Raw genomic sequence first — 22,198 nt, 5'->3', positions numbered from 1 at the left:
GCCAGCACCGTCCCAGTCGACCTCAGGGTTGAGCTCGTCGGCATGGATGCTGGGGACCAGCGTGCCGTGCTGCATCTGGAGAAGGACCTTGGTCAGCGACACGATGCCAGCAGCGCTCTCGCAGTGGCCGATGTTGGACTTGACAGACCCGACAAGGCAGGCCCGCTGCCGGCCTGGGCCCAGCGCCATGCCCAGCGCCTCGATCTCGAGCGGGTCGCCCAGCCTGGTTCCAGTCCCGTGCGCCTCGACGTAGGCCACATCGGATCCCTTCACCCCCGCCCGGTCCAAGGCGAGCGAGACGACCCTCGCCTGCGCCGCTGGCCGGGGCACCGTGAACCCGTTGCTGCGCCCGCCGTGGCCCACCGCCGTCGCCGCGATCACGCCGTACACATGATCGCCGTCGGCCAGCGCCCGGGAGAGCGGCTTCAGCACAGCCACACCGACCCCCTCGGAGGGGACGTAGCCGTCTGCGTCCGCCCCAAAGGCCTTGCACCGCCCGTGGGAGGCAGCGAAGCCGGAGGAGTGGAGGAGGCGGAACTTGTTCGGGTGCGGCGACAGGTTCACCCCGCCGACCAGCGCGGCCTCGCACTCGCCCCTTCCCAACGACTCGCACGCCAGGTGCAGCGCCGTCAGCGAGGACGAGCACATGCTGTCGATGGTGAGGCTCGGTCCGCCGAAGCCGTATGTGTAGGAGATACGGTTGGCCAGGGACGCTGGCGCACCGTTGAGCGTGTAGCCCGTCCCCGTCATCTGGGACTGCGCCGCGTAGAGCTGGTACTCCGAGTACATCGCACCGACATAGACGCCGACGCTCATCGAGCGGTCCTCCTGCGGCATTCCGAGATCCTGGGGAACGTACCCGGAGTCCTCAAGGGCGTGGTGGGCGCACTCCAGCAGAATCCGCTCCTGGGGATCCATCACCTCGGCCTCGACGGGCGCGATCGAGAAGTACCTGTCGTCGAAGCAGTCGGCATCCTTGAGCAGCCCCGCCCAGCCCGTAGCCGGGTCCTGGTCCCACACGGGGGCGCCGAGCGCCTCCCAACGCGCGCGGTCGAGCCTGTCGACACAGTCGCGCCCGGCGACCAGGTTCTGCCAGAACTCTGCCAGCCCCTCAGCGTGCGGGTAGCGGCCCGCCAGCCCTATGACCGCGATCTGCTCGTGGGCCGGCGGGTCCTCCTCGGCCTGGCGCTCGTGCGCGGCGGCCTCACGCGCTGACGCGTCCTGTCGCCCGGGCTCTCCCCCCTCTCCGGCACCCAGCAGGACGGCGCACTCCTGCGGCCGCGTCTCCAGCAGGCTGCCAGCCAGCTCCCGCAGCGTGCGGTTGTCGAAGAAGAGGCTCTTGGGCACCCGGCCCATCGTCGGGCGCAGCCGCTCGGCGAAGCTCATGACGATGATGGAGTCGACGCCATAGCTCTCCATCTCCTCGTCCAGGTCCAGGCGCGCCCGGTCGATCCTGGTCAAGGACGCCAGGATCTCGCGCAACCGGTCCGCCACCTTCTCGGTGTCCGAGCCGCCGCCGATCCCCGGCGCCTGTGGTTGTCTCCGCGATTGCCTCTGCGGCACGGCCTCTGCTTCTCGGGTCAGAGGACCGCCCCGCTCACGTGAGTCGTTGCGGCGGCAGCGCGACAGATAGCCGCGGACAGCAGGCAGGTTGCCCACCAGTGGGACCAAGCGGGTCTCGTCCCCATGGCGAGCGGCGTGGAGGACTTCCAGCGCGTCGCGTGTCGGCAGCGGGACCATCCCCGTGCTGACGTCCATACGCTCGAGCGCATGCCTGCTGAGCGTCATACCACCGTCCTGCCACAGTGGCCAGGCGATTGACACCGTGGCGCCACTGACCTTGCCGCGACGGACCAGGTCACGGCGCCAGGCGGCGAACTCGTCCTGGAAACCGTTCGCAGCCGCGTAATCGCTCTGTCCCGCGTTGCCAACCGTGCCTGCCAGCGAGGAGCACAGCACAAAGCTGCGCAGCGGCTGATCGGCGGTCGCGCGGTGCAGCGCCATCGTGCCAGTCACCTTCGGCCTCAGGACCTCGCGCACGGCCTCAGCCGACTTGGTCGCCACAAGCCCGTCGCGCAGCACGCCAGCGGCGTGGATCACGTCGGTGACCGGACCCGCCTCGGCGACGACCTCTGCGACAGCACGTCGCAGGGCAGGTTCGTCACAGATGTCGACCTGGATGTACCGGCAGCTGACACCGTCCCCGCCAAGACGCGCTGTCAGTGCGCGGATCTCCTCCTGAGGCTCCGTGCGGCCAAGCAGCACCAACGTGAGCGGGTCGCCGTTCCGCCGCGCCCGGTCCGCGAGGTCCTCGGCGACGAGGCGGCCAACTCCACCCGCGCCCCCGCTGATCAGCCAGACACCATCGGCATGCCGGGGCGCGGTACCGGGCCACGGCTCCTCCCGCAGGGCCTCGGTCTCACGCTCGTGCTGGCTTCGCCGGACAGCCTCGTGGAGGACCGCCGCTCCTGCCTCCTCACCCGCCCATCTCGCTACCGCGGCAGGATCGCTGGCATCCGGGCAGAGCAGGGCCTGGACCTCGATGTCCTCCTCCTCCGCCCTGACGCTGCGCAGCATCGCGAGCAGCCCCGCCAGCAGTGAGCCGTCAGGGAGGACCAGTTGCACCACGGTGCGGCCACAGCGATCCGACGGGAGGCGCTGCAGCATCGACAACGTCGTCTCCGCCGCCCGGATGTAGTCCTGCTCGAAAGAAGCATCCGAGGGCAGGAGTGTCGTCTCGGCCAGGGCCGGCATGTACGTCCCCAGGCGCTCGAAAGCGGTGAGGACTCGCCAGGTCGTGGGCAGGTCCTGCCGCTCCCTGGCGAGCGGTGCCGGACGCCACTGCGGAACCTGGATCATGCGCCCGGTTGAGGAGGCGCGGAAGCGCAGGTCGCTGATACGGGCCAGCACGTCGCCAGTGGGCGAGCAGATCCGCACGTGCACGCACCGCTCGTCGCCGTGAACCGTGTCAGCAGGCGTGGTCACTACAGCTGCCTCGTCCCATGACTGCCAGCCGCCACTGCCAACCTCGACACGCCCGATCGAGAACGGAAGCATCTGGCCCGCGGCCGCATCATCACCCTGGTTGAGGAAGGCCCACGTGCTCTGGAACGCGCCGTCGAGCAGCGCGGGGTCGAGAAGCGCGCCCGTCACCGCGGCCCCCGAGCGCCGCAGCATGGCGACCGCCGCATCCGTGCCGACTATGACGTCTCGGACCACCCGGTACGTAGGTCCGTAGTCCAAACCGGAACCCGCGAGGGCCGAGTACACCTCGGCCCCCTCAACCCGGGTGCGGGCGGCCGCCCGCAGCTCCGCGAGCGCCACCCGCTCCTGTGACGCGGGAGTGGTCGCCATCTGGGCAAGGGCGTCGCAGTACTCCACCTCAGCGCCCTCATCGGTGCCCACGAGCCGAACGTGAACGCCGTCGCCCTCCCGCTCAGCATGCACCTCCAGGGGCGCGCTGGCCGGTTCACGGCAGGCTCGGACAAAAGTGACCTGGGAGAGGACAACTGGTGCCCTGAGCGCCATCTGGGCAGCCGCGCGAAGCATCTCCACCATAGCCGCGGCCGGTAGGACAGGACCGCCGTCAACGTGATGATCACGGATCCATGACTCCGCACCGGTGAACGACGTCGTGAAGACCACCTGGTCCATGGTCGAGCGGTTGGCGTGCAGCAGCGGGTGCGGATACCGCCCAGCCCGCTCCTCGGCATCCGCGGGTGGCTCTGCCCAGCAACGCTCCCTGGCGAAGGGGTAGCCGGGCAGGCTGACCCGGCGCGCTGCGCGCCCCTGCCAGCCAGCCTGCCAGGGCACAGCGCGTCCGGCCACCCAGGCACGAGCCAGCTCGTCGAGCCGTGCGGCTCGCAGGAGCCCCATGACCCGCTGCTCGTCATCGGGATCCTGCTCCAGCACGGAGCCGTGGTGCTGCGCTCGGCCCAGCAGCACGGAGGAGCCCTGGCCATCGAGCACATGCTGGATCTGTTCAACCGCCTCATCGAGCGAGCCCACGACCACCGCAGCCCGCTGGGCCATCTCCTCTCGCCCGGTCTGCAGGGTCAGTGCCACGTCATCGAGCCGCAGCAATGGCGTGCGGGTGACATAGGCGATGAACTCCTGCAGGACCGCGCGTAGGCGGTCCTCGTCGCGCGCCGAGAACACCAGCACGTGACGGCCCTGGGACTCGGGACACCGAGCCACGGCAGGCGCCTCTTCCACGACGACGTGAGCGTTGGCGCCACCGGCCCCGAACGCGCTCAGTCCTGCCCGGCGCGGCGGGTCCGCCGTCCACGGGACCAGGCTTTTCGCGACGGCGACACCGGCCCCGGCGAAGTCGATATGCGGATTGGGCGGGTCAGCGTGCAGCGACGGCGCGACTTGGCCGTGCTGGAGCTGTAGCAGAATCTTCGCCAGACCCGCCACACCAGCCGCCGACTCACAGTGCCCGATATTGGACTTGACCGACCCGATAAGACACGGCTGGTCGCGGTGCCCGCCGCCCAGGACCGTGGCCAGTGCCCGCACCTCAATAGGGTCTCCTAACTCAGTCCCGGTGCCGTGCGCCTCGATGTAGGAGATCGAGTCCGGGTCGACCTCGGCGTCGTGCAGGGCCGCCGTGATCACCTCGGCCTGGGCCTGGGAGCTCGGCACGGTGAAGCCGCCAGCGTGACCACCAGAGTTCACAGCCGTGCCACGGATCACTCCCCAGATGTGGTCACCGTCGGCGACCGCCCGGTCGACAGGCTTGAGCAGCAGGGCGGCGACAGCCTCACCCGGCACGTAGCCGGTGCCTCCCTGACCGAACGCGCGGCACCGCCCGTCCCTCGCGGCGAACTTGCCTTGGGACAGCAGGACCAGCTTGTCCGGGTGGATGGTGAGGTTGACTCCCCCGACCAACGCCATCTCGGCCTCTCCCGAGCGGATACTGGCCGCTGCGGCATGCAGCGCCGTGAGCGAGGAGGAGCACATGGTGTCGAACGCGATGCTGGGCCCGCGCAGATCCATGAAGTGCGACACCCGGTTCGCCACGGCGGCGAAAGACGACGGGACAGGGACACTGCGACCCTCGATGTCACCGCGCAGCATGCCGTAGTGGCCGTACATGATCCCGACGAAGACGCCGATCGCACGGCCAGCCAGCTGAGCGCGGCTGTAGCCCGCGTCCTCCACGGCGTGCCAGCACTCCTGCAGGAACAGACGGGCCTGGGGGTCGAGGAAGGAGGCCTCGGCCGGCGAGATGCCGAAGAAGAGCGGGTCAAAGGCGTCGACGTCCTCGAGGAAACCGCCCCAGCGGGCATAGGTGGTGCCAGGAGTGCCGTCGCCACTGACGTAGGCCGCGTGGTCCCAGCGGTCCAAGGGCACCTCAGTGATGCAGTCGCGCCCCTCGCGCAGCAGCGTCCAGAGCTCGGGCAGGTCGCGCGCCCCGGGGAAGCGCCCGCTCATACCGATGACCGCCAGGTCTCGATTCCCGGAGCTGGCACCGTGATGCTGGGCGCTCGTCCTTCCGCTGGGAGACGCCACGCCCGGCCCACCCTCCGTCCCAGGCCGCGCGGGGTGGTCCACCGAGGCCTCGGGGGTCGGAGCGGGCTCCTGCGCCCGGGCAAGGGCCGCGCATGTGTCCGCGTGGGTCCCGGCCAGCGTGAGCGCCACCTCGTCGATGGAACGGTGCTCAAGGAACAGTGTTTTGGGTAGCGACCCGAAGTCCCGCTCCAGCGCCCGGGTCGCCGTCATCATCACGATGGAGTCCATGCCGAGGTCCTCGAAGGTGTCGTCCAAGCGAACACGCTCCGGCGGCGTACCAGTCGCCTCGCAAACGGCCTGCCGCACTCGGCCAGCGGCAGCAAGCGCCAACTCACGAGATCCCGCGCCCGCGCGCTCCGGCGACCCGGCCTCTTCCTGTGGCTGGAGCAGGGCGCGACGCATCGCCGGGACAGATCCTTGTCCGCAGGCGATCGCGGATTCGGAGGAGGCCACTGCTCGGTCGATCAGCGACAGCGCCACCGCCGTGTCCAGCGGCACCATTCCCAGATCTCGACGCGCGGCCTCGACAGCGTCGTCGCTGATGGTCATACCGCCCTCGGCCCAGTAGGGCCATCCAATGCTCACTGTCCGGCCCTGGCGCTCCCCCGCCTCCCGCTGGCGCTCGCGCCTGGCCGCGGCCTCGTCGAGGTAGGCGTTGGCGACGCAGTAGGCCGCCTGCCCCGGGTTGCCCAACCAGGCCGACAGCGAGGAGAACAGCACCACACGCTCAAGAGGCTCCTCGCGCAGCACCTGGTCGACCACGTCAAAACCGCCTGCCTTGGGAGCCAGAACACGTGACACCTGGTCGGCAGTGGTGCTGCGCACCAGCGCGTCGTCAAGCACGCCCGCGACGTGATAGAGCGCGTCGACGGTTCCCCATACCTGGTGCACGCGGTCCACGGCCCGAGCGACGTCAGGCTCGACGGCGGCATCGGCAACCAGGTACAACAAGCTGTCCCCTGCCGCCTCGGCCCAGTCCGGAAGCGGGTCGGGAGCCCCGGAACGAGACAGCACAGCGGCACGACCACCGGCTGCGACCACCGCCCGCGCGACGAGCGCGCCGACTCCCGAGGAGCCGCCGACGACGAGAGCCGTCTCGGCTCGCGGCTCGACGTGCTCCGGGAGCTCCACTTCGGCCATGACAGCGACGCGCCGCTGGTCATTGGCGACCCGGACCAGCAGGTCGGCCTGGGCAGTCTCCTCCAGGACATGACGCGCCAGGTCCTCCGTCGCCCGGATCTGCAGCAGCGAGACGACGAGAGAGGACTCCAGCCGCAGTGTGGCCGCATACCCGGCCATGGCGGCTGCCGCCGGGCTGGATCCGCCAGCAAGGTCCACTAGCAGCACACGCGTCCCTCGGACGCCGTCGGTCAGGAGTGGCCTGACCACCTCCTGGCAGCACTCGAACAGATCCTGGACCCCCTGCGCGTCCGCGGAGGTCGTGGGCAGCACGATGATGACGGCGTCGCTGTCCTGCGCCCGAGAGACGAGGTCGGCCACGCCCTCCAGCGCGGGTTGGAGGCGCCCGGCGTCACCAGCGAGGCACACCCGTGGGCGAGCGGCGGGCCGCGGTCCGGTCTCTGCGCCAGGCGTCCACCTGCGCGCCACGGCAACGACACCGGTTCCGCCCACGGGGGCGAGGACCAATCCGCTCGTCGAGGCCAGGACGGTGCCGTCGGCAGCGGTGATGTCGACATCGAAGCACAAGGACTCACCTGCGCGCCGGGTCGCGACGACGTGGCGCGCCTGCTGGGCCTCTCCCCAGATCTCGAAGCGCTCCGCCGCGAGCGGAAGATAGGTGCCGCCCGCGGGCAAGAGCGGTCCGACGCACTGCCACGCCGAGTCCATGACGCCCGCCCAGGCGGAGTCCTCCGAGTCCTCCGGAGGAACCAGCAGGCCGGTGGCCTGACCGCCCTCGGCGCGAGGGTCTCGCAGTGCCTGGTAGCGGGGACCGTAGGTGATGGCCGCGGGAGCGGTCCTCGCCGTCACCTCGGGCAGGGCTGACACGGACGCCAGGTCCACCGAGCGCGAGGGGCCCGCCGTCGCCTCCCGGGCGACGACGCAGACCCGGGAATGGGAAAGAATGCTGAGCTGACCGTCATCACCTCGCTGGACGTCCAGCTCCAGGTGCTCCTCACGCGCCTCCAGCGGGTGCTCCCAGCGCAGGTCGACCAGGGCCGGGGCGCTGTCGCCGTGACGCTCATCAGCCTGGCGCAGGAGGATCTCAGCGGACGCTGTGGCAGGCAGCACCGGTACTCCCTCAATGCGGTGCTGGTCCACCCGCCAGTCCCTGGAGTCGATCGACACGCGGGAGCGCTCCTCACCCCGACGCGCGCCACGAGCCTGCCCAGAGCCCTCGAACCACAGCGGCACACGCTCGAAAGGGTACGTCGGCAGGACGACGGACCTGCCGGATGACGTCTGTGGCAACGTCGCCCAGTCGACCTCGTTCCCGCCGACCCACGCCTGCGCCACGGCATCCAGGCCGTCTGCCGCAGTGACAGCCGCATCACGGGTGGGCCGGGCACGGCCGCGGCACCAGCCCTGCCCGGAGGCGGCCAGCTGATGCAGCAACGAGAGCGCCTCCGACCTGTCCCGAGCCACGGCGGCTGCACGCTCGGGCAACGCGTCACGACCGCGTTGAAGTGTCAGCGCGACATCAGTCGCCGCCAGTTCCGGCTCCCGCTCAAGAGCAGCGGCCAGCCGCTGGGCGCACAAGCGCAGCTGCTCCGGCGAGTGAGCCGACACGACCAGCACCACGGGAGTATCGCCCGCGTCCGGTCGCCGCGGCTGCTCCACGTGCTCCTGCACCACCAGGTGAGCGTTGGTGCCGGAGAAGCCGAAGGAGCTCAGCACTGCGCGGCGCGCGGACTCGCTCCTCCACTGACGGTGCTCGGTCCCGACCGTGAACGGGGAGCCGGCGAGATCGAAGTGCCGGTTGGGGGCGGAGAAATGCAGGGTCGGGACCAGCTCCCGGTGCTCCAGGCACATCACTATCTTCTGCAGCCCAGCGACCCCGGCCGCGGCGGAGGTGTGGCCCAGGTTGGACTTCACCGAGCCCACGGCGCAGAAACCGGTGTCGGAGGTCCAGCGCCGGAACGCGCCAGCAAGGGCAGTCAGCTCGACCGGGTCGCCGAGGATCGTGCCCGTGCCGTGCAACTCAGCGTAGGAGATCGTCCGAGGATCGATCGACTCCCGCTCGTACACCTCCTCGGCCAGGGCGCGCTGTGATGCCAGGCTGGGGGCGGTGATGCCGTTGGTCCGCCCGTCCTGGTTGATGCCGGAGCCGATGATCAGTGCGCGGACAGGATCACCGTCGCGCAGTGCGTCAGCAAGCCGCTTGAGCACCACCGCGCCCGCGCCCTCACCCGGCACGAAGCCATCGGCGTCATCGGACAGCGCGTGACAGGCACCCGTCGGGGACAGCATCCCGGCGTCGGCCATCTGCGCCAGACCGTCTGGCGAGAGGTAAGTGGCCGCTCCCCCAGCCACCGCCATGTCGATCTCGCCGCTGCGCAGCGCGGTCACCGCCAGGTGCACCGCCACGAGGGACGACGAGCACGCCGTGTCGATAGTCAGCGCCGGACCCGCCAGGTCATAGAAGTAGGACACACGGCCAGCTGCGATCGCGTTGCTGGAGCTGGTCACGGAGGCCCTGGGCGACCCCGCGCGGTCGCCCAGGAGCAGATAGTCACCGTTGGCAAGGCCGAGGTAGACGCCGCACCGAGTGCCGGCCAGCCGGGCTCGGGCGTAGCCCGCGCTCTGGAACGCAGCGGCGCACTCCTCCAGGAACATCCGATGCTGCGGGTCCATGGCCCGCGCCTCGGCGTGGGGGATCTGGAAGTAGGTCGGGTCGAACATCTCAACGTCGTCGAGGTAACCGATGCGCGGCGAGACGATGTCCCTCATGTCGGCCCCGCCGAACCGCGGCGGTAGCGGGCGCACCCCGTCTGCACCGTCGGCGAGCATGCGCCAGTAGGCATCCAGGTCCCCGGCCGCCGCATAACGACCGGACATGCCCACGATGGCGATGGGCCCGGTGCCGGGGGGCTCCGCCTCGGCTCTGGTGGCGGCTACCTGGTCAGCGCCGACCGTGAGCAGACGCTTCGCCTCCGCCGGAGTGATGCGGTGCGTGCGAAGCGCCTCGAGGACCGCGGCACGATCCACCTGGCTCATTCCGGCACCTCCTGCGCCATCAGCTCTGCGGCCTGGGTGGGAGGCACCGCGCCGTCGTAGACCTGGTGCAGCAGGGCGTCGAGGCCGTCCTGGGCACCAGCCGGCGCGTCAAGCACGCGGGTCTCCTGCGGAGGCGCGCTGGCAGCCACCTCTGCGGCCACCATCGTCGCGAATCTCTCCACCGTCGGGAACTCGTACAGCCTGGCCGTCGCCAACGCCAGCCCGAACTCCTTGTTCACCGCACGAATCCACTCCACCCCGACGACCGAGTCCAGCCCCTGCTCAGAGAATGTCAGGTCGAGATCCACGTCCTCGGGCTCCACGAACAGCTCCCGCGCCAGGCTCGCCACCAGGCGGTCCCTCACCTCCGACATGTCGGAAGCGGGCGGTGCCTCCTCACCCGCTGGCTGCTCCCGCACCGCGCCCACGGCTTCCCCCTCGGGCGAGGCGGGCGGCTCAGAGGAAGGCTCATCAAGGGTGACCTGCTGCGACGACGCGCATGGCGTCTCTGCGGGCACGGGCTCATCCAGCGGCATCAGGTGGACCAGCCCCTCCGGCTCAGGAGGCTCGGCCGGGCTGCTGGGCACATGCGCGCGGCTGGGAAGAGACTCGCGTGCCAGCGGATCCTGCGAGGTCGCTGGTGACAGCCTTCCTGGTGCCGGGGCCGTGGCACGAGTCGAGTCCGGACGCACCCAGTAAGCGCTGCGCTCGAACTCATAACCACGAAGACTGATCAGCGGAGCGCCCTCGAACAGGCGGGTGGGCAGCGAGTAGCCCTGGCAGTACAGCTGCGCGACGGCGCGAAGCGCCTCGTCGACGGCGACGGGATCGACCGCGTCCGCCACCACGGCCGCCTGATGGTCCATGAAGGCCGCCAGCCCAGCCACGGAGGCGGTGTCATGTCCCGAGGCACCGGAGAAGACACGCGCCCCGGTGTGGGACCCGGCAGCCTCGGCGAGTGAGGCGCACGCCTGGGCCCAGTCCGCGCAGACCACGGCGACCCGGTGCGACAGGTGGCGGCGGCCCACAGCGAGCGTGCGCGCGACAGCGTCCAGCGGTACTCGGGGGTGGGCCTCCAGCCACGTGCGCAACGCGCGTACCTGGCGTCCCAGAGCCTCCTCGTCCACCGCCGACACCGCGAGCAGGACGGGAGCCGCTGATGGCCGCATGTCAGGCAGGGCGTCGCCCTGCTCCAGGATGAGGTGCGCGTTGGTACCGCTGAACCCGAAGGCGCTGGTCGCAGCACGGCGAGGGTGGGAGGCCTCGGGCCAGGCGCGGGCCTCACGATTGAGGTACAGGGCTGCCTCGTCCCAGTCGACGTAATCGCTGGGCTGATCGCAGCAGGCTGTCGGTGGAAGGGCCTCGTGCTCCATGGCCTTGATCGCGACGAGCGCGTTGACCAGGCCGGCGGCCGCCTGCGTGTGACCGATGGATGGCTTGACCGACATCAGCGCGCAGCTGTGCGGGGGCGCGGAGGAGTAGGCGCTCGCCAGGGCGCGCACCTCGACGGGGTCCCCAAGACGGGTGCCCGTCCCATGCCCAACCACCAGCCCCAACGTAGCCGGCTGGACACCAGCGGCCTCCAGGGCGCGTGCGATGACGTCCTCCTGCGCGGACCCGCTCGGAGCTGTGATGCCGTTGCTGCGACCGTCATAGTTCACGGCCGTCGCAAGAACCCGAGCGCTGACCCGACGACCCCGCCGACGCGCCGAGCCCTCGCGCTGAAGCACCAGCGCGACAACCGCCTCACCAGGCACCATGCCGTCGGCCCCGGAGTCGTAGGCACGACACCTCCCAGTGGGCGAGAGCATCTCAGCGTCAGCCATCGCGTCGAAGGTGGGAGGGGCGCTCAGCACGTTGGCCGCCGCGACGATCGCGGTGTCGCAGTCGCCCTGCTGCAGCGCGAGCCGAGCCTGGTGCAGCGCGACCAGGCCAGAGGAGCACGAGGTATTGATGGCCATGCAGGGACCGGACAGGTCAAGGAAGTAGCTCAGCCGCGCCGCAAGCACTGAGTTGGTGTTGGACGTGACGCTTGCCTGGTCCAGGAGACGCGAGTAGTCGCCTTCCTCGATACCGACGTAGACGCCCACGCGCTCGCCGTGCAGCTCCTCATCCGTCAGCGCGGCATCCTCTACCGCGTGCCACATCTCCTGCAGCAGCAGACGCTGTCGCGGATCCATCTGGTAGGCCTCGCGGGGAGCGATGTCGAAGAACCTGGCATCGAACTCCGCGACCCTCTCCAGGCAGCCCATGCGACGGACGACGTCGTCGACGTGCCACTCCCGTCGTTCCTGCGGCACCGAACCGATCGCGCAGCGACCCGAGGCCACCAGGTCCCACAGCTCCTCCACTCCACGGGCCTGCGGGAACTGGCCGCTGGCTCCGACAACGACCACCTCGCCTGGCTGGCTGTCCCTCGCTGGCGCCTGGTCACTGCCCGGCCGGGCACCAGGACCGTGGGGGTGCTCGCCCGCCGGGGCGGGAGCGGGCGCCTTCCCAGCGCGATCGGCATCCGCACCGGCCCCCGGCGCCCTCAGCAGCGCGGAGATCTGCTGCTCGTGACGCGACACCAGGCTGGCAACGACGTCGTTGACCGTGGACTCCTGATAGAAGTCCGAGGGCTGGACGGTCACCCCCAGCTTCTCGGTCAGGGCGCCTGCCAGCTCGACGAACGTGATCGAGTCAAAGCCGTAGCTCTGCAGACGCGCAGTGGGGTCGATGCGTGAGTGGTCCAGTCGCAGCACCGCTCCGACCTCATCACTCACCACGGCACGAAGGCGCTCCTCAACAGGCCACCCGACCATGCGCGGCTCCCACGCCGCCCCAGCCCTGTCCTCAGGATCCTCGGCAACGGCCGGCGCATCAGGGACCGATGCCGGGACCTGGCCGGTCCGGGGCGCCTGGGGCCAGAAGCGCTCCCGGGAGAACACGTACCCGGGGGCCGAGACCAGCGAGGCGCCCGACTCTCCCAGCAGATCTGCGGGAAGATCGCCGGCGAGGTAGAGCGCCGCGATCTGCGCGGCGCTCTCGCCACCAGGGTCGTCGGCCAGACGCCTCGTCAGTTCACACATCTGAGCGGACGGCTCCTGAGCCACCTGGCCGCGTGCCACCACCGAGCGCACACCATCGGCATCGGGATCGGCAACGGCGCCGCGCAGCGCACTCGCTGCCTCTATCACGGAGGCAGCGAGCACCGCGCACCGGTACTCATGGTGGTACCGCCCCTCGGCCAGTGTGCGCGCCACCGATCGCAGGTCGGGAGCCTCCGGAGAGGCGCACCAGCGCGACAGCTCCAGCAGCATGGAGTCGAGCGCCTCAGGCGACTTCGCAGAGACCAGTAGGGGAAGAACTACACTCATCGCGGGCTCCAGAATGCTAGGTGACGGGGACGTGACTTCGCTGACCACAACATGGGCGTTCGTGCCGCTGACACCGAAGGCGCTCACGGCGCCAACACGCGGCTGACCCTGACGAACCGGCCACGGGCGCTCCCGCGGGAGGATCGACACAGGGCGGCCCTCCAGGCGGATGTGTGGGTTGAGGGGCGCGCAGGCAGGATTGGCCGGGATGACTCCACTGCGCAGGGACTCCAGCAGAACAATGAGGCTCACCAGCCCTGACGCGGCCTGACTGTGTCCCACGACCGGCTTGACGGAGGTCACGGCACAGGTTCCGGGCGCCGAGCCCAGGGACTCGTGGGCTGCTGCGAGCGCGTTGAGCTCGATAGGGTCGCCCAGGCCCGTACCGGTGCCGTGGGCGATGACATGACCGATCTCGTCAGCCTGGACGCCGGCCTCGGCGTAGACCGCTGCCTCCAGGCTCCTCTGGGCGTCCCCGTTAGGAGCGGTCAGGCCGTTCGTCCTGCCGTCGTAGTTGACGCCGCTGCCGCGCACGACGCCATGGAGCTGACGGCCGTCACGAACCGCGTCCGACTCGCGCATCAGGACAATGGCGGCAACCGCCTCGCCTGGCACCATGCCATCCGCGGCCTCGCTGAACGCCGCGCAGACACCACCGGGCGAGAGCATGCCGGCCTCGGCCATGGTGTCGAAGGTGCCTGGGTCGGTCAGCAGGTTGACAGCCGCGACGACGGCCACGTCGCACTCGCCCGACTCCAGGCAGCGTACCGCCTGGTGCATGGCGACCAGGCCAGAGGAGCAGGCGGTGTTGATCGCCATAGCAGGCCCGTGCAAGTCCAGCATGTAGCTCAGGCGCGCGGCCAGCGCACCCGTGTGGTTGGAGACGACCTGTCTGTCGGGGTTGTCGAGGAACTGGTAGTCGCCGTCCTCCACACCGACGAAGACGGCCACTGTCGAGCGCTCCAGCGCGCGTCGCCCCAGCGCAGCGTCCTCAAGCGCGTGCCACATCTCCTCTAGCAGCAGACGGGCTCGCGGATCCAGGCCAACAGCCTCACGTGGCGAGATCTCGAAGAAGAGCGGGTCGAAGACGTCAATGTCGCTCAGTGCGGCAACCCGACGCGACGTGCCCTCCCAGCCTGGCCGTCGCTCCGCGAGGTCGAGGATCTGGCTCTCGCCGCTGCGCACTGCCTCCCACAGCTGCCTTACGTCGTCGCACTGCGCCGCCCGGACTGAGCGGCCGACGACGACCGCCGGGTCGTGCTCCACCGTCCTGGGGGCCGCAGCGGGAACAAGAGGAGCTGGCGCCGAGCGGGTGGTCCCTGACGGCTCGGGATCCGTCCCGTGCCCACCGGCCAGGGCATCGGCATAGGTGCTCGCCAGATGCTCGGCCAGGAGGCGAGGCGTGGGATGGCTGAACAGCACGTCCGGTCCCAGGTCGATCCCCAGCGCGTCGCCAAGCGCCTCAGCTATCTCGACGATGGTCACCGAGTCAAAGCCGATGTCCTGGAAGGAGTCGTCGGGATCCTGACGGTCTCGGGGGATCTTAAGGACCTGCTGGACGGCCGTCGCGCAGGCCTCCATGACGAGATCGGGCACTGGCGTCCCAGCCACAGCCTGCTCCGGCTCGGCGGCGCGCTCCTCTCCGACGTCGTCAGCGCTGGCTCCCGGACCCGCCTTGGGGAACAGCCAGTACCGCTCCTCCTCGAACGGGTATGCGGGCAGGCTCACCCGACGCCCTGATCCTGCGACACCCGCCCAGTCGGATAGGCCGCCAGCAAGCCAGGCCTCAAGCTGATGGTCCAACGTCACGAGAGACTCCACGGGCACCGGCTGCGCCGCACGCAGGTTGACATGCCGCAGGCCCTGGCCATCGCGCACACGGGTCGCAAAGCCACGCATGGCAGTCAGGTCAGTCACGACAGCCCCCGCGCGCCAGGCGAAGGCCTCGCGACCGACCTGCAGGGTGTAGGCGATGGCCTCCAGGTCGTTCTCATCCATCTTCTCGGCATCAATCGCGGCGACCAGCCGCTCGGCACTGCGGCGCAGGGCGTCCTCGCTACGCGCAGACAGAACAACGAGCACTGGACCAGGGCGGGCGGCCTGACGAGTGGCGTCGTCCTGGTAGTCCTCAAGCACCACATGGGCATTGGACCCGCCCGCCCCGAAGGACGATACACAGGCGCGCAGCGGCCCACCGGGGTAGGCAGGCTCCCACGGTGCGACGTCATGCTGCACCGCCATGCGGGTCTGCTCAATGCCCAGCAGGGGGTTCAGCTGCTCGCTGTGCAGCGATGGCACCAGGGTGCGGTGCCTCATCTGAAGCAGGACCTTGGTCAGCGACGCCATGCCAGCGACTCCCTCGCCGTGACCCAGGCTCGCCTTAACCGACCCGATGGCGCAGGCGGCCCCGTCGCCCAGTGCCTGCGCCAGGCCACGGATCTCAATCGGGTCACCCAGCTTGGTACCCGTTCCGTGAGCCTCGACGTACGTCACCGTTGCGGGGTCGACGCCGCTCTCCTCCAGCGCACGACTGATGACCTCGGCCTGCGCCACGGGGCTGGGGACGGTGAAGCCAGTGGTCCTGCCAGCATGGTTCAGACAGGACCCCTTGATGACGGCGTATATATGGTCACGGTCCCGCTCAGCCTGGCGCAGCGGCTTGATCAGGACGGCGCCCACGCCCTCGCTGGGAACGTAGCCGTCAGCGTCGGCGCCGAACGCGTGGCAGTGGCCCGTCTTCGACATGAAGCCGGTGCTGTCCAGCAGCAGGAGCTTGCTGGGATGCAGCGTGAGGTTGATCCCGCCCACGATGGCCCGGGCGCACTGGCCGCTGAGGATCGCTCGGCAGGCGGTGTCCAGTGCGGACAACGTCGATGAGCACATGGTGTCAACCGCAAGGCTTGGCCCCTTAAGGCCTAGATGATAGGAGACACGGTTGGGGACCGAGGCCAGGTTGCCCGGTACAGCCAGCGGCATCCCCGCCATCTGTGCCTCCACGCCGAAGAGATGGTACTCGGTGGTCATCAGCCCGACGAACACGCCGGTGGACTGCCTGCCCTCGGCCTTGAGGTCCGACGGCCGGTAGCCCGCGTCCTGGATGGTCTCGTAGGCGCAGCGCAGGAACAGCCGCTCCTGCGGATCCATGTGCTCGGCCTCGCGCGGAGAGATTCCGAAGAAGTACGGGTCGAAGTGATCAACGCCGTCGAGGAAGCCTCCCGCGCCCGGAACCGGCCCCCTCTGGTCGCGCCACGCCAGGGTGTCGGTGTCCCAGCGCGAGACCGGGACCGAGCTCACTGCGTCATGACCAGATCGCAGGTTCTGCCACAGCTGGTCCACGTCCTGGGCGTCGGGGTAGCGCCCTGCCAGACCGACGATGGCAATGTCCAGCTGTCCGGGAGCTGCGTGAGTCCCCCTCTCCGATGTCTGCTGACGCCTGCTGCGACGCGGGGAAGCAGCCTTCCTACTGGCAGCGGTGCCCGCGCCGGCTGTGTCTTTGACCGCGCTCCTCACGGCAGCCTTCTGCTGGACCGGTGCGTGAGCCTGCGTACCAGCGAGAGCAGTGGATACAAGGGCGGCAGCCGCCTCGGGGCGCTCGGAGGCGAGATCGTCGGCCAGCTCCTTCAGGGTCTCGTACTCGAAGAAGAGCGTCTTGGGCAACTCGCCCAGCTCGCGCTCGAGATCCTCAATGACGCCGATCATTCTGATGGAGTCCAGCCCCAGCTGGTCGAGATTCACGTCAGGGTCCAGCCAGTCAAGGGGTATCTCGAGGCTCTCATGGAGCAACTCCACGACTCGTTCCAGCACGGCCTCGCTGGGGGTGACAGGGTGGGGCTGAGTAGCGGCCACCACCGTGGTGCCCGGCTGCGGGCGCGACGGAACCGGCGCTCCCCCGGTCTCCTCGGGCTCCTCCGTAACGTCCAGCAGGTCGCGCAGCACTTCTGGGGTACGTCCCGGCGTGGAGGCGAGGCACAGCGTCTGGGACTCGCCGGAGGCGATGCTCGCGTGGAGCGCCGTGAGGCCAGCCGTGGACGAGATGGGCGCGAAGCCCTGCTCCCGAGCCATCCTCTCCAGCAGCGCCTCAGGAATGGCCATGCCGCCCTCAGCCCACAGCGACCAGTCGATACTCACCGTGCGACCGTGGCGCTCACCCTGCTGCACCAGTAGGTTGCGCTCGTGCGCCCAGCGATCCATGAAGCCGTTGGCCGCGGCGTAGTCTATCTGGCCAGCGTTGCCCAGCACGCCTGTGGTCGAGGCGAAGAGCGCGAAGACCTCGAGCGGGAGGCGCGCGGTGGCCGCGTCGAGGTTCACCGTCCCCCGCACCTTCGGCACCAGCACCGACGCGAGATCCTCTGGAGTCTTGGTGCGCAGCGAGCCGTCTCGAGTGGCACCCGCGCAGTGGATGACGCCGGTCAGATTCTCCACTTCGTCGACGACACGACGCACGTCGGCGGGATCTGCTAGGTCCAGCTGGACGTAACGGGCACGGTCCCCAGCGTCCAGCTCGGCGAGTCGCGCGCGGGTGCGCTCGCCCGGAACCGAGCGCCCGGACAGCATCACGCGCACTCCCTCCTGCTTCAGCAGATCCCGCGCCACCAGGAGACCGAGGCCTCCAAGGCCTCCAGTGACCAGATAGGAGCCAGGCGACCAGGCGTGCGTCCGCCACGTCATGGGACTCCACGTCCTGCGCCTGGCCGACGCCCCGGCGACGTGCAGGTGGGCAGCGGGGAGCGTCGCGGAGGCCTGAGCCCGTAACAGCGTCCCCAGCGCCTCGGCATCAGCCCGCGGCGCCACCTCGACGAGCTGGGCCATGACCCGTCGGCTCTCCTTGCTGATAGTGGCGATCATGCCGACGAGGCCGCCAGCAAGGCCCTCCGGGACGAGCACCTGCAGCAGGACGGGGCGGGCCGGTCTCAAGCCGACCAGCTCCTGGCTCAGCCGCAGCAGTCCCTGTGCCGCCTCCTCATAGTCATCAGACGAGGCCGCCCCCGTCAGGGGGATGTGGTGCACCACCGTGTCAGCGCCAAGAGCCTGCGGGGCGACACAAGCCCCGACAACAGCCACGTGCCGGTCCCGCGACTCGGCCGCGGACGCCTCAGAGGCTCCGGAATCCTGGGAGGCCAGGGGCGCCCAGTCGGGGGCGAGCAGGCTCACTTCCGACTCGGCCGGGCTGTCGGCGGCCGGTGCCGTGGTGAGACCGTTGATCTCCAGCACCAGCGCGCCGTCGGTGTCGGCGACGTCGATGTCGAACCGTGTGAGGCGCCCCCTGCGTCCCAGGTGGCGAACGCGGGCAATGACCCGCGCGGGCATCGCCCGGTGCACGGTGATGCTCTCGGCGCCGACCGGCAGGCCTGGCTCGCTGGAGCCGGGCTGGGCCACCCCGATGGCCTGGAGGACGCCGTCCAGCACATCAGGGCGCACCACTGCCGCGTCCCACGTGGCCACCGCGGCGCCAGCGGTCACACTGGCCTCTTCACCGGCGGTGAGCACGCCGGTGACCGTGCGATATGCAGTGCCATAGTCCAGCCCCACCCTGCCCAGCATGCGGTACAGCTGCTCGCTGTCGACAGGCTGCATCCCGGCGGAGCCTGGTTCCACAGGATCCGCGGCCGTCGGTGCGGCCAGTGCTTCCAGCACGACGCTGCTGGTGTCCTGCGGCGGGGCACCGCTCGGACCGTAGCCGAGGGTGAGCAGGACCGAGCCGTCCTCCATCTCCTCAGCACGTACCACGAGATCGGTCTCGCCGGTCACGACGACGGGGCGCTGAATGCTGAACCCGGTCAAGCGCAACCCCGCGCCCGGTCCGGGTACGCGCCCGTCCAGGAGCCGGGCCGCGTCGCATAGCACGGCGAGATGCCCTGCCGTTGGCAGCGTGGGCACGCCGTCAAGACGATGATCAGCAACCAGCGGATCCGCGGGGCGCAGGCGGGTCCGCGTGCGCAGTCCCTCGCCAACCGTTGAGGCGTTCCTGCCGGCCAGGCCACCGGCGTTCTCAGGCGACTGGGCGCGCGGCTGCTCCCCCACCCAGTAGGTGTCCGTGGCAAAAACCGTGCCAGGCAGCGAGACGAGTGGTGGCTGGCTCGCTCCCCACAGGGGCGACAGGTCGGAGACATAGCCCTGCGAGTAGCTGTCCGCAACCGCGCGCAGCACCTCGCCCCTGGTCGCCTTGTCGGCGCCGTGCGCGCCACGCAGCATCTCCTCCAGGGCGGTCTCCTGAGCCCGATTAGGGCGAAATCCTCGAGGTACCCGGGAGACGGCCGCATGGCCCTGCGCCAACTCCTCGAGGGCGTGGACAGCCTCGCCACTGGTCGCGGCGACGACCGCTGCGCGGCAGGCGAGGTGGTGACGTCCCTCGGCGAGCGTGCGCGCGACCGGGGCCAGGGACAGCCGCCTGTCGCGCAGCGCCACCGCCAGGTCAGCGCACTGGCGCCGCAACGACTCCTCGGTGGCACCGGAGACCAGCAGGATCTGCGAGTCCTCCGGCCAGCTCGTGGAGTCGGCCGGTGAAGGCGCGCGCAGCAGGACGTGCGCGTTGGTGCCGCTCACGCCGAAGGCGCTGACAGCGGCCACAGGATGCTCCGCGGCCTGTGGCCACGGCTGGGTCTGGGCGCAGACCCTCAGGCCTGTCGCGTCCCAGTCGACGTAGTCGCTGGGCTCCTCGCAGCAGATACTGACAGGCACCTCACCGCTGGTGAGGGCGCACGTCGCCACGACGGTGCTGACCAGGCCTGAGGCCGCCTGGCAGTGACCGATGCTGGGCTTGGTCGACATGAGCAGAGCAGGCGCGTCGCGCTCGGCTGAGCCTATCACCGCGGCGAGCGCCTTGACCTCGACCGGGTCTCCCAGCGGCGTGCCTGTCCCGTGGGCGACGACAAGCCCGACCTGCGCGGGCGAGACGCCCGACTGCGCCATCACCGACGAGATCAGGTCCGCCTGGGCGGCGCCGTTAGGAGCAGTGATCCCCTGGGTGCGCCCGTCGTGGTTGACGCCGGAGCCCAGGACGTCGGCGCGCACCCGCCTTCCCTCGCCACGTGCCTTGTCCCCGTCCTCCAGCACGAGGGCGACCACGGCCTCGCCCGGGACCATGCCGTCGGCACGCCTGTCAAAAGCCCGGCAGCTGCCGGTGGTGGACAGCATGCCCGCGGCACTCATGGCTTCGATGGTGCGCGGGTGCGTGAGGATGTTCGCCGCTGCCACCACGGCGATGTCGCACTCCCCCCGCTCCAGGCTGGCACGCGCCTCGTGCAGCGCCACGAGCCCTGACGAACAGGCTGTGTTGATCGCCAGGACAGGCCCGTGCAGATCCAGGAAATAGGCCAGGCGCGCGGCCAGCACCGAGTCGTTGGCACCCGTGAGGTCCTCGTCGTGACCGAGGTGGTGGGCGTAGTCACCGTTCTCGACCCCCACGAACAGGCCCACGCGGTGGCTGCGCAGTGTCCTCTCCCCGACCCCCGCGTCCTCCAGGGCTCGCCACATCTCCTGCATCAGGAGGCGCTGGCGCGGATCCATCTGCTCCGCCTCTTTGGGTGAGATGGCGAAGAAGCGCGGGTCGAACTCAGCGACACCGGGCAGCCACCCAGCCACGGAGGCGCTCCAGTTGGAGGGGTAGCCAGGGCGGTCAACGGGCAGCTGAGTGATCGCGCAGTCACCAGCGCGCAGGTTCTTCCACAACTGGCCGACGTCACGGGCACCGGGGAAACGGCCACTGAGGCCGATGATCGATACGAAGCCGCCCGTGTGGGAGGTCGTGCCAGCAGGCCTCTCCCGTGCCGAGACGGCAGAGGGCGCGGGCACAGGGAGCACACGGGTCTGGCGAGGCGCGTCCGCGGTCTCGTAGCGCTGCGCCGCCCACGCGGCATGGCCGGTGACAAGCCCACTGGCCAGCTCCACGCACGACCCGTAGCGGAAGAAGATATCGGGAGTCAGGCTGAGCCCCAGCCTCTCCGAGAGGAGCTCCGAGAGCTCGCCCAGTGTGATCGAGTCAAGACCGAAGTGGGAGAAGGGCTCCTCCTCCCCGACCATGTCGCGCGGGATGTGCTGGAGGGCAGAGATCACTTCCCGCAGTTCCTCGACCAGGCGCTCCTCAACAGCCCAGCCCGGTTGAGCCTGGGCATGGCCTGAGCCGGCGCCGTGCGCCTCCAGCACCACCAGTCGGCGAGCGGGCGACCCGGATCCCTCGTGCCGCAGCAGCACACCATTGCTGTCGAGGTCCGCGGCCTCGGCATGCGCCCCGACCGCCTCGTACCGGGCAACACGCTGCCACCGCGCTGGTGCGGGCAGCTCAGCAGTGGCGACAGCGTCACGGGAGAAGAGCGCAGCGCGCTCAAGCGTCATCACGTCCTCGTCCGTGGCCTCTCCGGGAGGCACTACGAGGAGGCCGCTGCACAGAGCGGTGTCCCCCGTACTGCCGCTGCGCACCAGCGTCCACCTACGCCGGGCCCCCTTCGCGTCCAGCGCCACGCGGACAGCGTCACCACCGCGCACCACGGCGTCGGCCACGCCCCACTCGACGTCGAGCAGCTGGCAGGGACGGGAGGCGTCGTGGCACAGGGTGGAGCGCACAAGCTCGAGCTGGGCCAGCGCGTCCAGGGAGACAGTCGGGTCGGTCTCGTGCGTCATCGCGCGATCTCCTTGTCTGAGACGTTGGTCGCCACATCGATCCAGCGCAGGTCGGGCACCTCGACGTCGTCCGACGCGCCGAGTGGGAGCTCCTCCCTGGCAGCCGGCGGCTGGGGCCAGTAGCTGTCGCTCGCGAACGGGTAGCGGGGCACACCGCCAAGGCATGGAGCATCCCCTGCCCCTCGTGTCGGCTCGTAGCCGCGGCAGTAGAGCTCGGCAACGGCTTGCACGGTGTCGGCGCCGGGAACTCGCGTCTGCGCGCGCAACTCGTCCCACAGGCGCTGCGCCGTCTCGGCGAGGACGGGGTTGGGACGCTGCTGAGCGGGAACGACTCCGCGGAGGATGTCAGGCGACCGCTCTCCGGCGGCGGCGCGGCGCAGACACCCCACGGCGCCGCTGCCCGGCGGTATGACGATGCCTGCTCGGTGGGCGAAGTGGAAGCGGTGCAGCGCCAGCGTCACAGCAAGGTGGTCCAGCCGGACATCCTCGCCCTCACGCTCCAGCCAGTCAGCCAGGTTCCTGCAGCTGTC

General features: G+C 70.0%; 3 protein-coding genes (1 of these 3 cut by a window edge). All 3 read right to left on the bottom strand.

Annotated elements, in window-relative coordinates; genetic code table 11:
- On the bottom strand, positions 1-9,693 hold the 5' portion of the coding sequence (locus tag B1H55_RS05810) for an SDR family NAD(P)-dependent oxidoreductase (protein ID WP_077241078.1). The gene continues 1,380 nt to the left of window position 1, outside the view; only the first 9,693 of its 11,073 coding nucleotides appear in the window; the start codon lies at positions 9,691-9,693; the stop codon falls past the left edge of the window.
- Positions 9,690-21,668 carry an SDR family NAD(P)-dependent oxidoreductase gene (locus B1H55_RS12290; protein WP_158083323.1) on the bottom strand — a complete coding sequence of 3,993 codons (11,979 nt, stop codon included), beginning with the start codon at positions 21,666-21,668 and terminating at the stop codon, positions 9,690-9,692. The genes B1H55_RS05810 and B1H55_RS12290 overlap by 4 nt, the downstream gene beginning before the upstream one ends.
- A partial coding sequence (locus B1H55_RS12520; RefSeq protein WP_158083322.1) for a hypothetical protein occupies positions 21,665-22,198 on the bottom strand: 534 nt, incomplete at its 5' end. The genes B1H55_RS12290 and B1H55_RS12520, both read right to left, overlap by 4 nt.

Origin of the sequence: Actinomyces denticolens, assembly GCF_002072185.1 — a bacterium.
In the GTDB taxonomy this organism is placed as follows: domain Bacteria; phylum Actinomycetota; class Actinomycetes; order Actinomycetales; family Actinomycetaceae; genus Actinomyces; species Actinomyces denticolens.
The sequence above is the reverse complement of the archived record's forward strand: the minus strand, read 5'-3'. Positions and strand labels throughout refer to the sequence as shown.

Coding starts and splice junctions, on each gene's coding strand:
- B1H55_RS12290 (WP_158083323.1), bottom strand. CDS start 21,668: ATGACGCACGAGACCGACCCGACTGTCTCCCTGGACGCGCTGGCCCAG.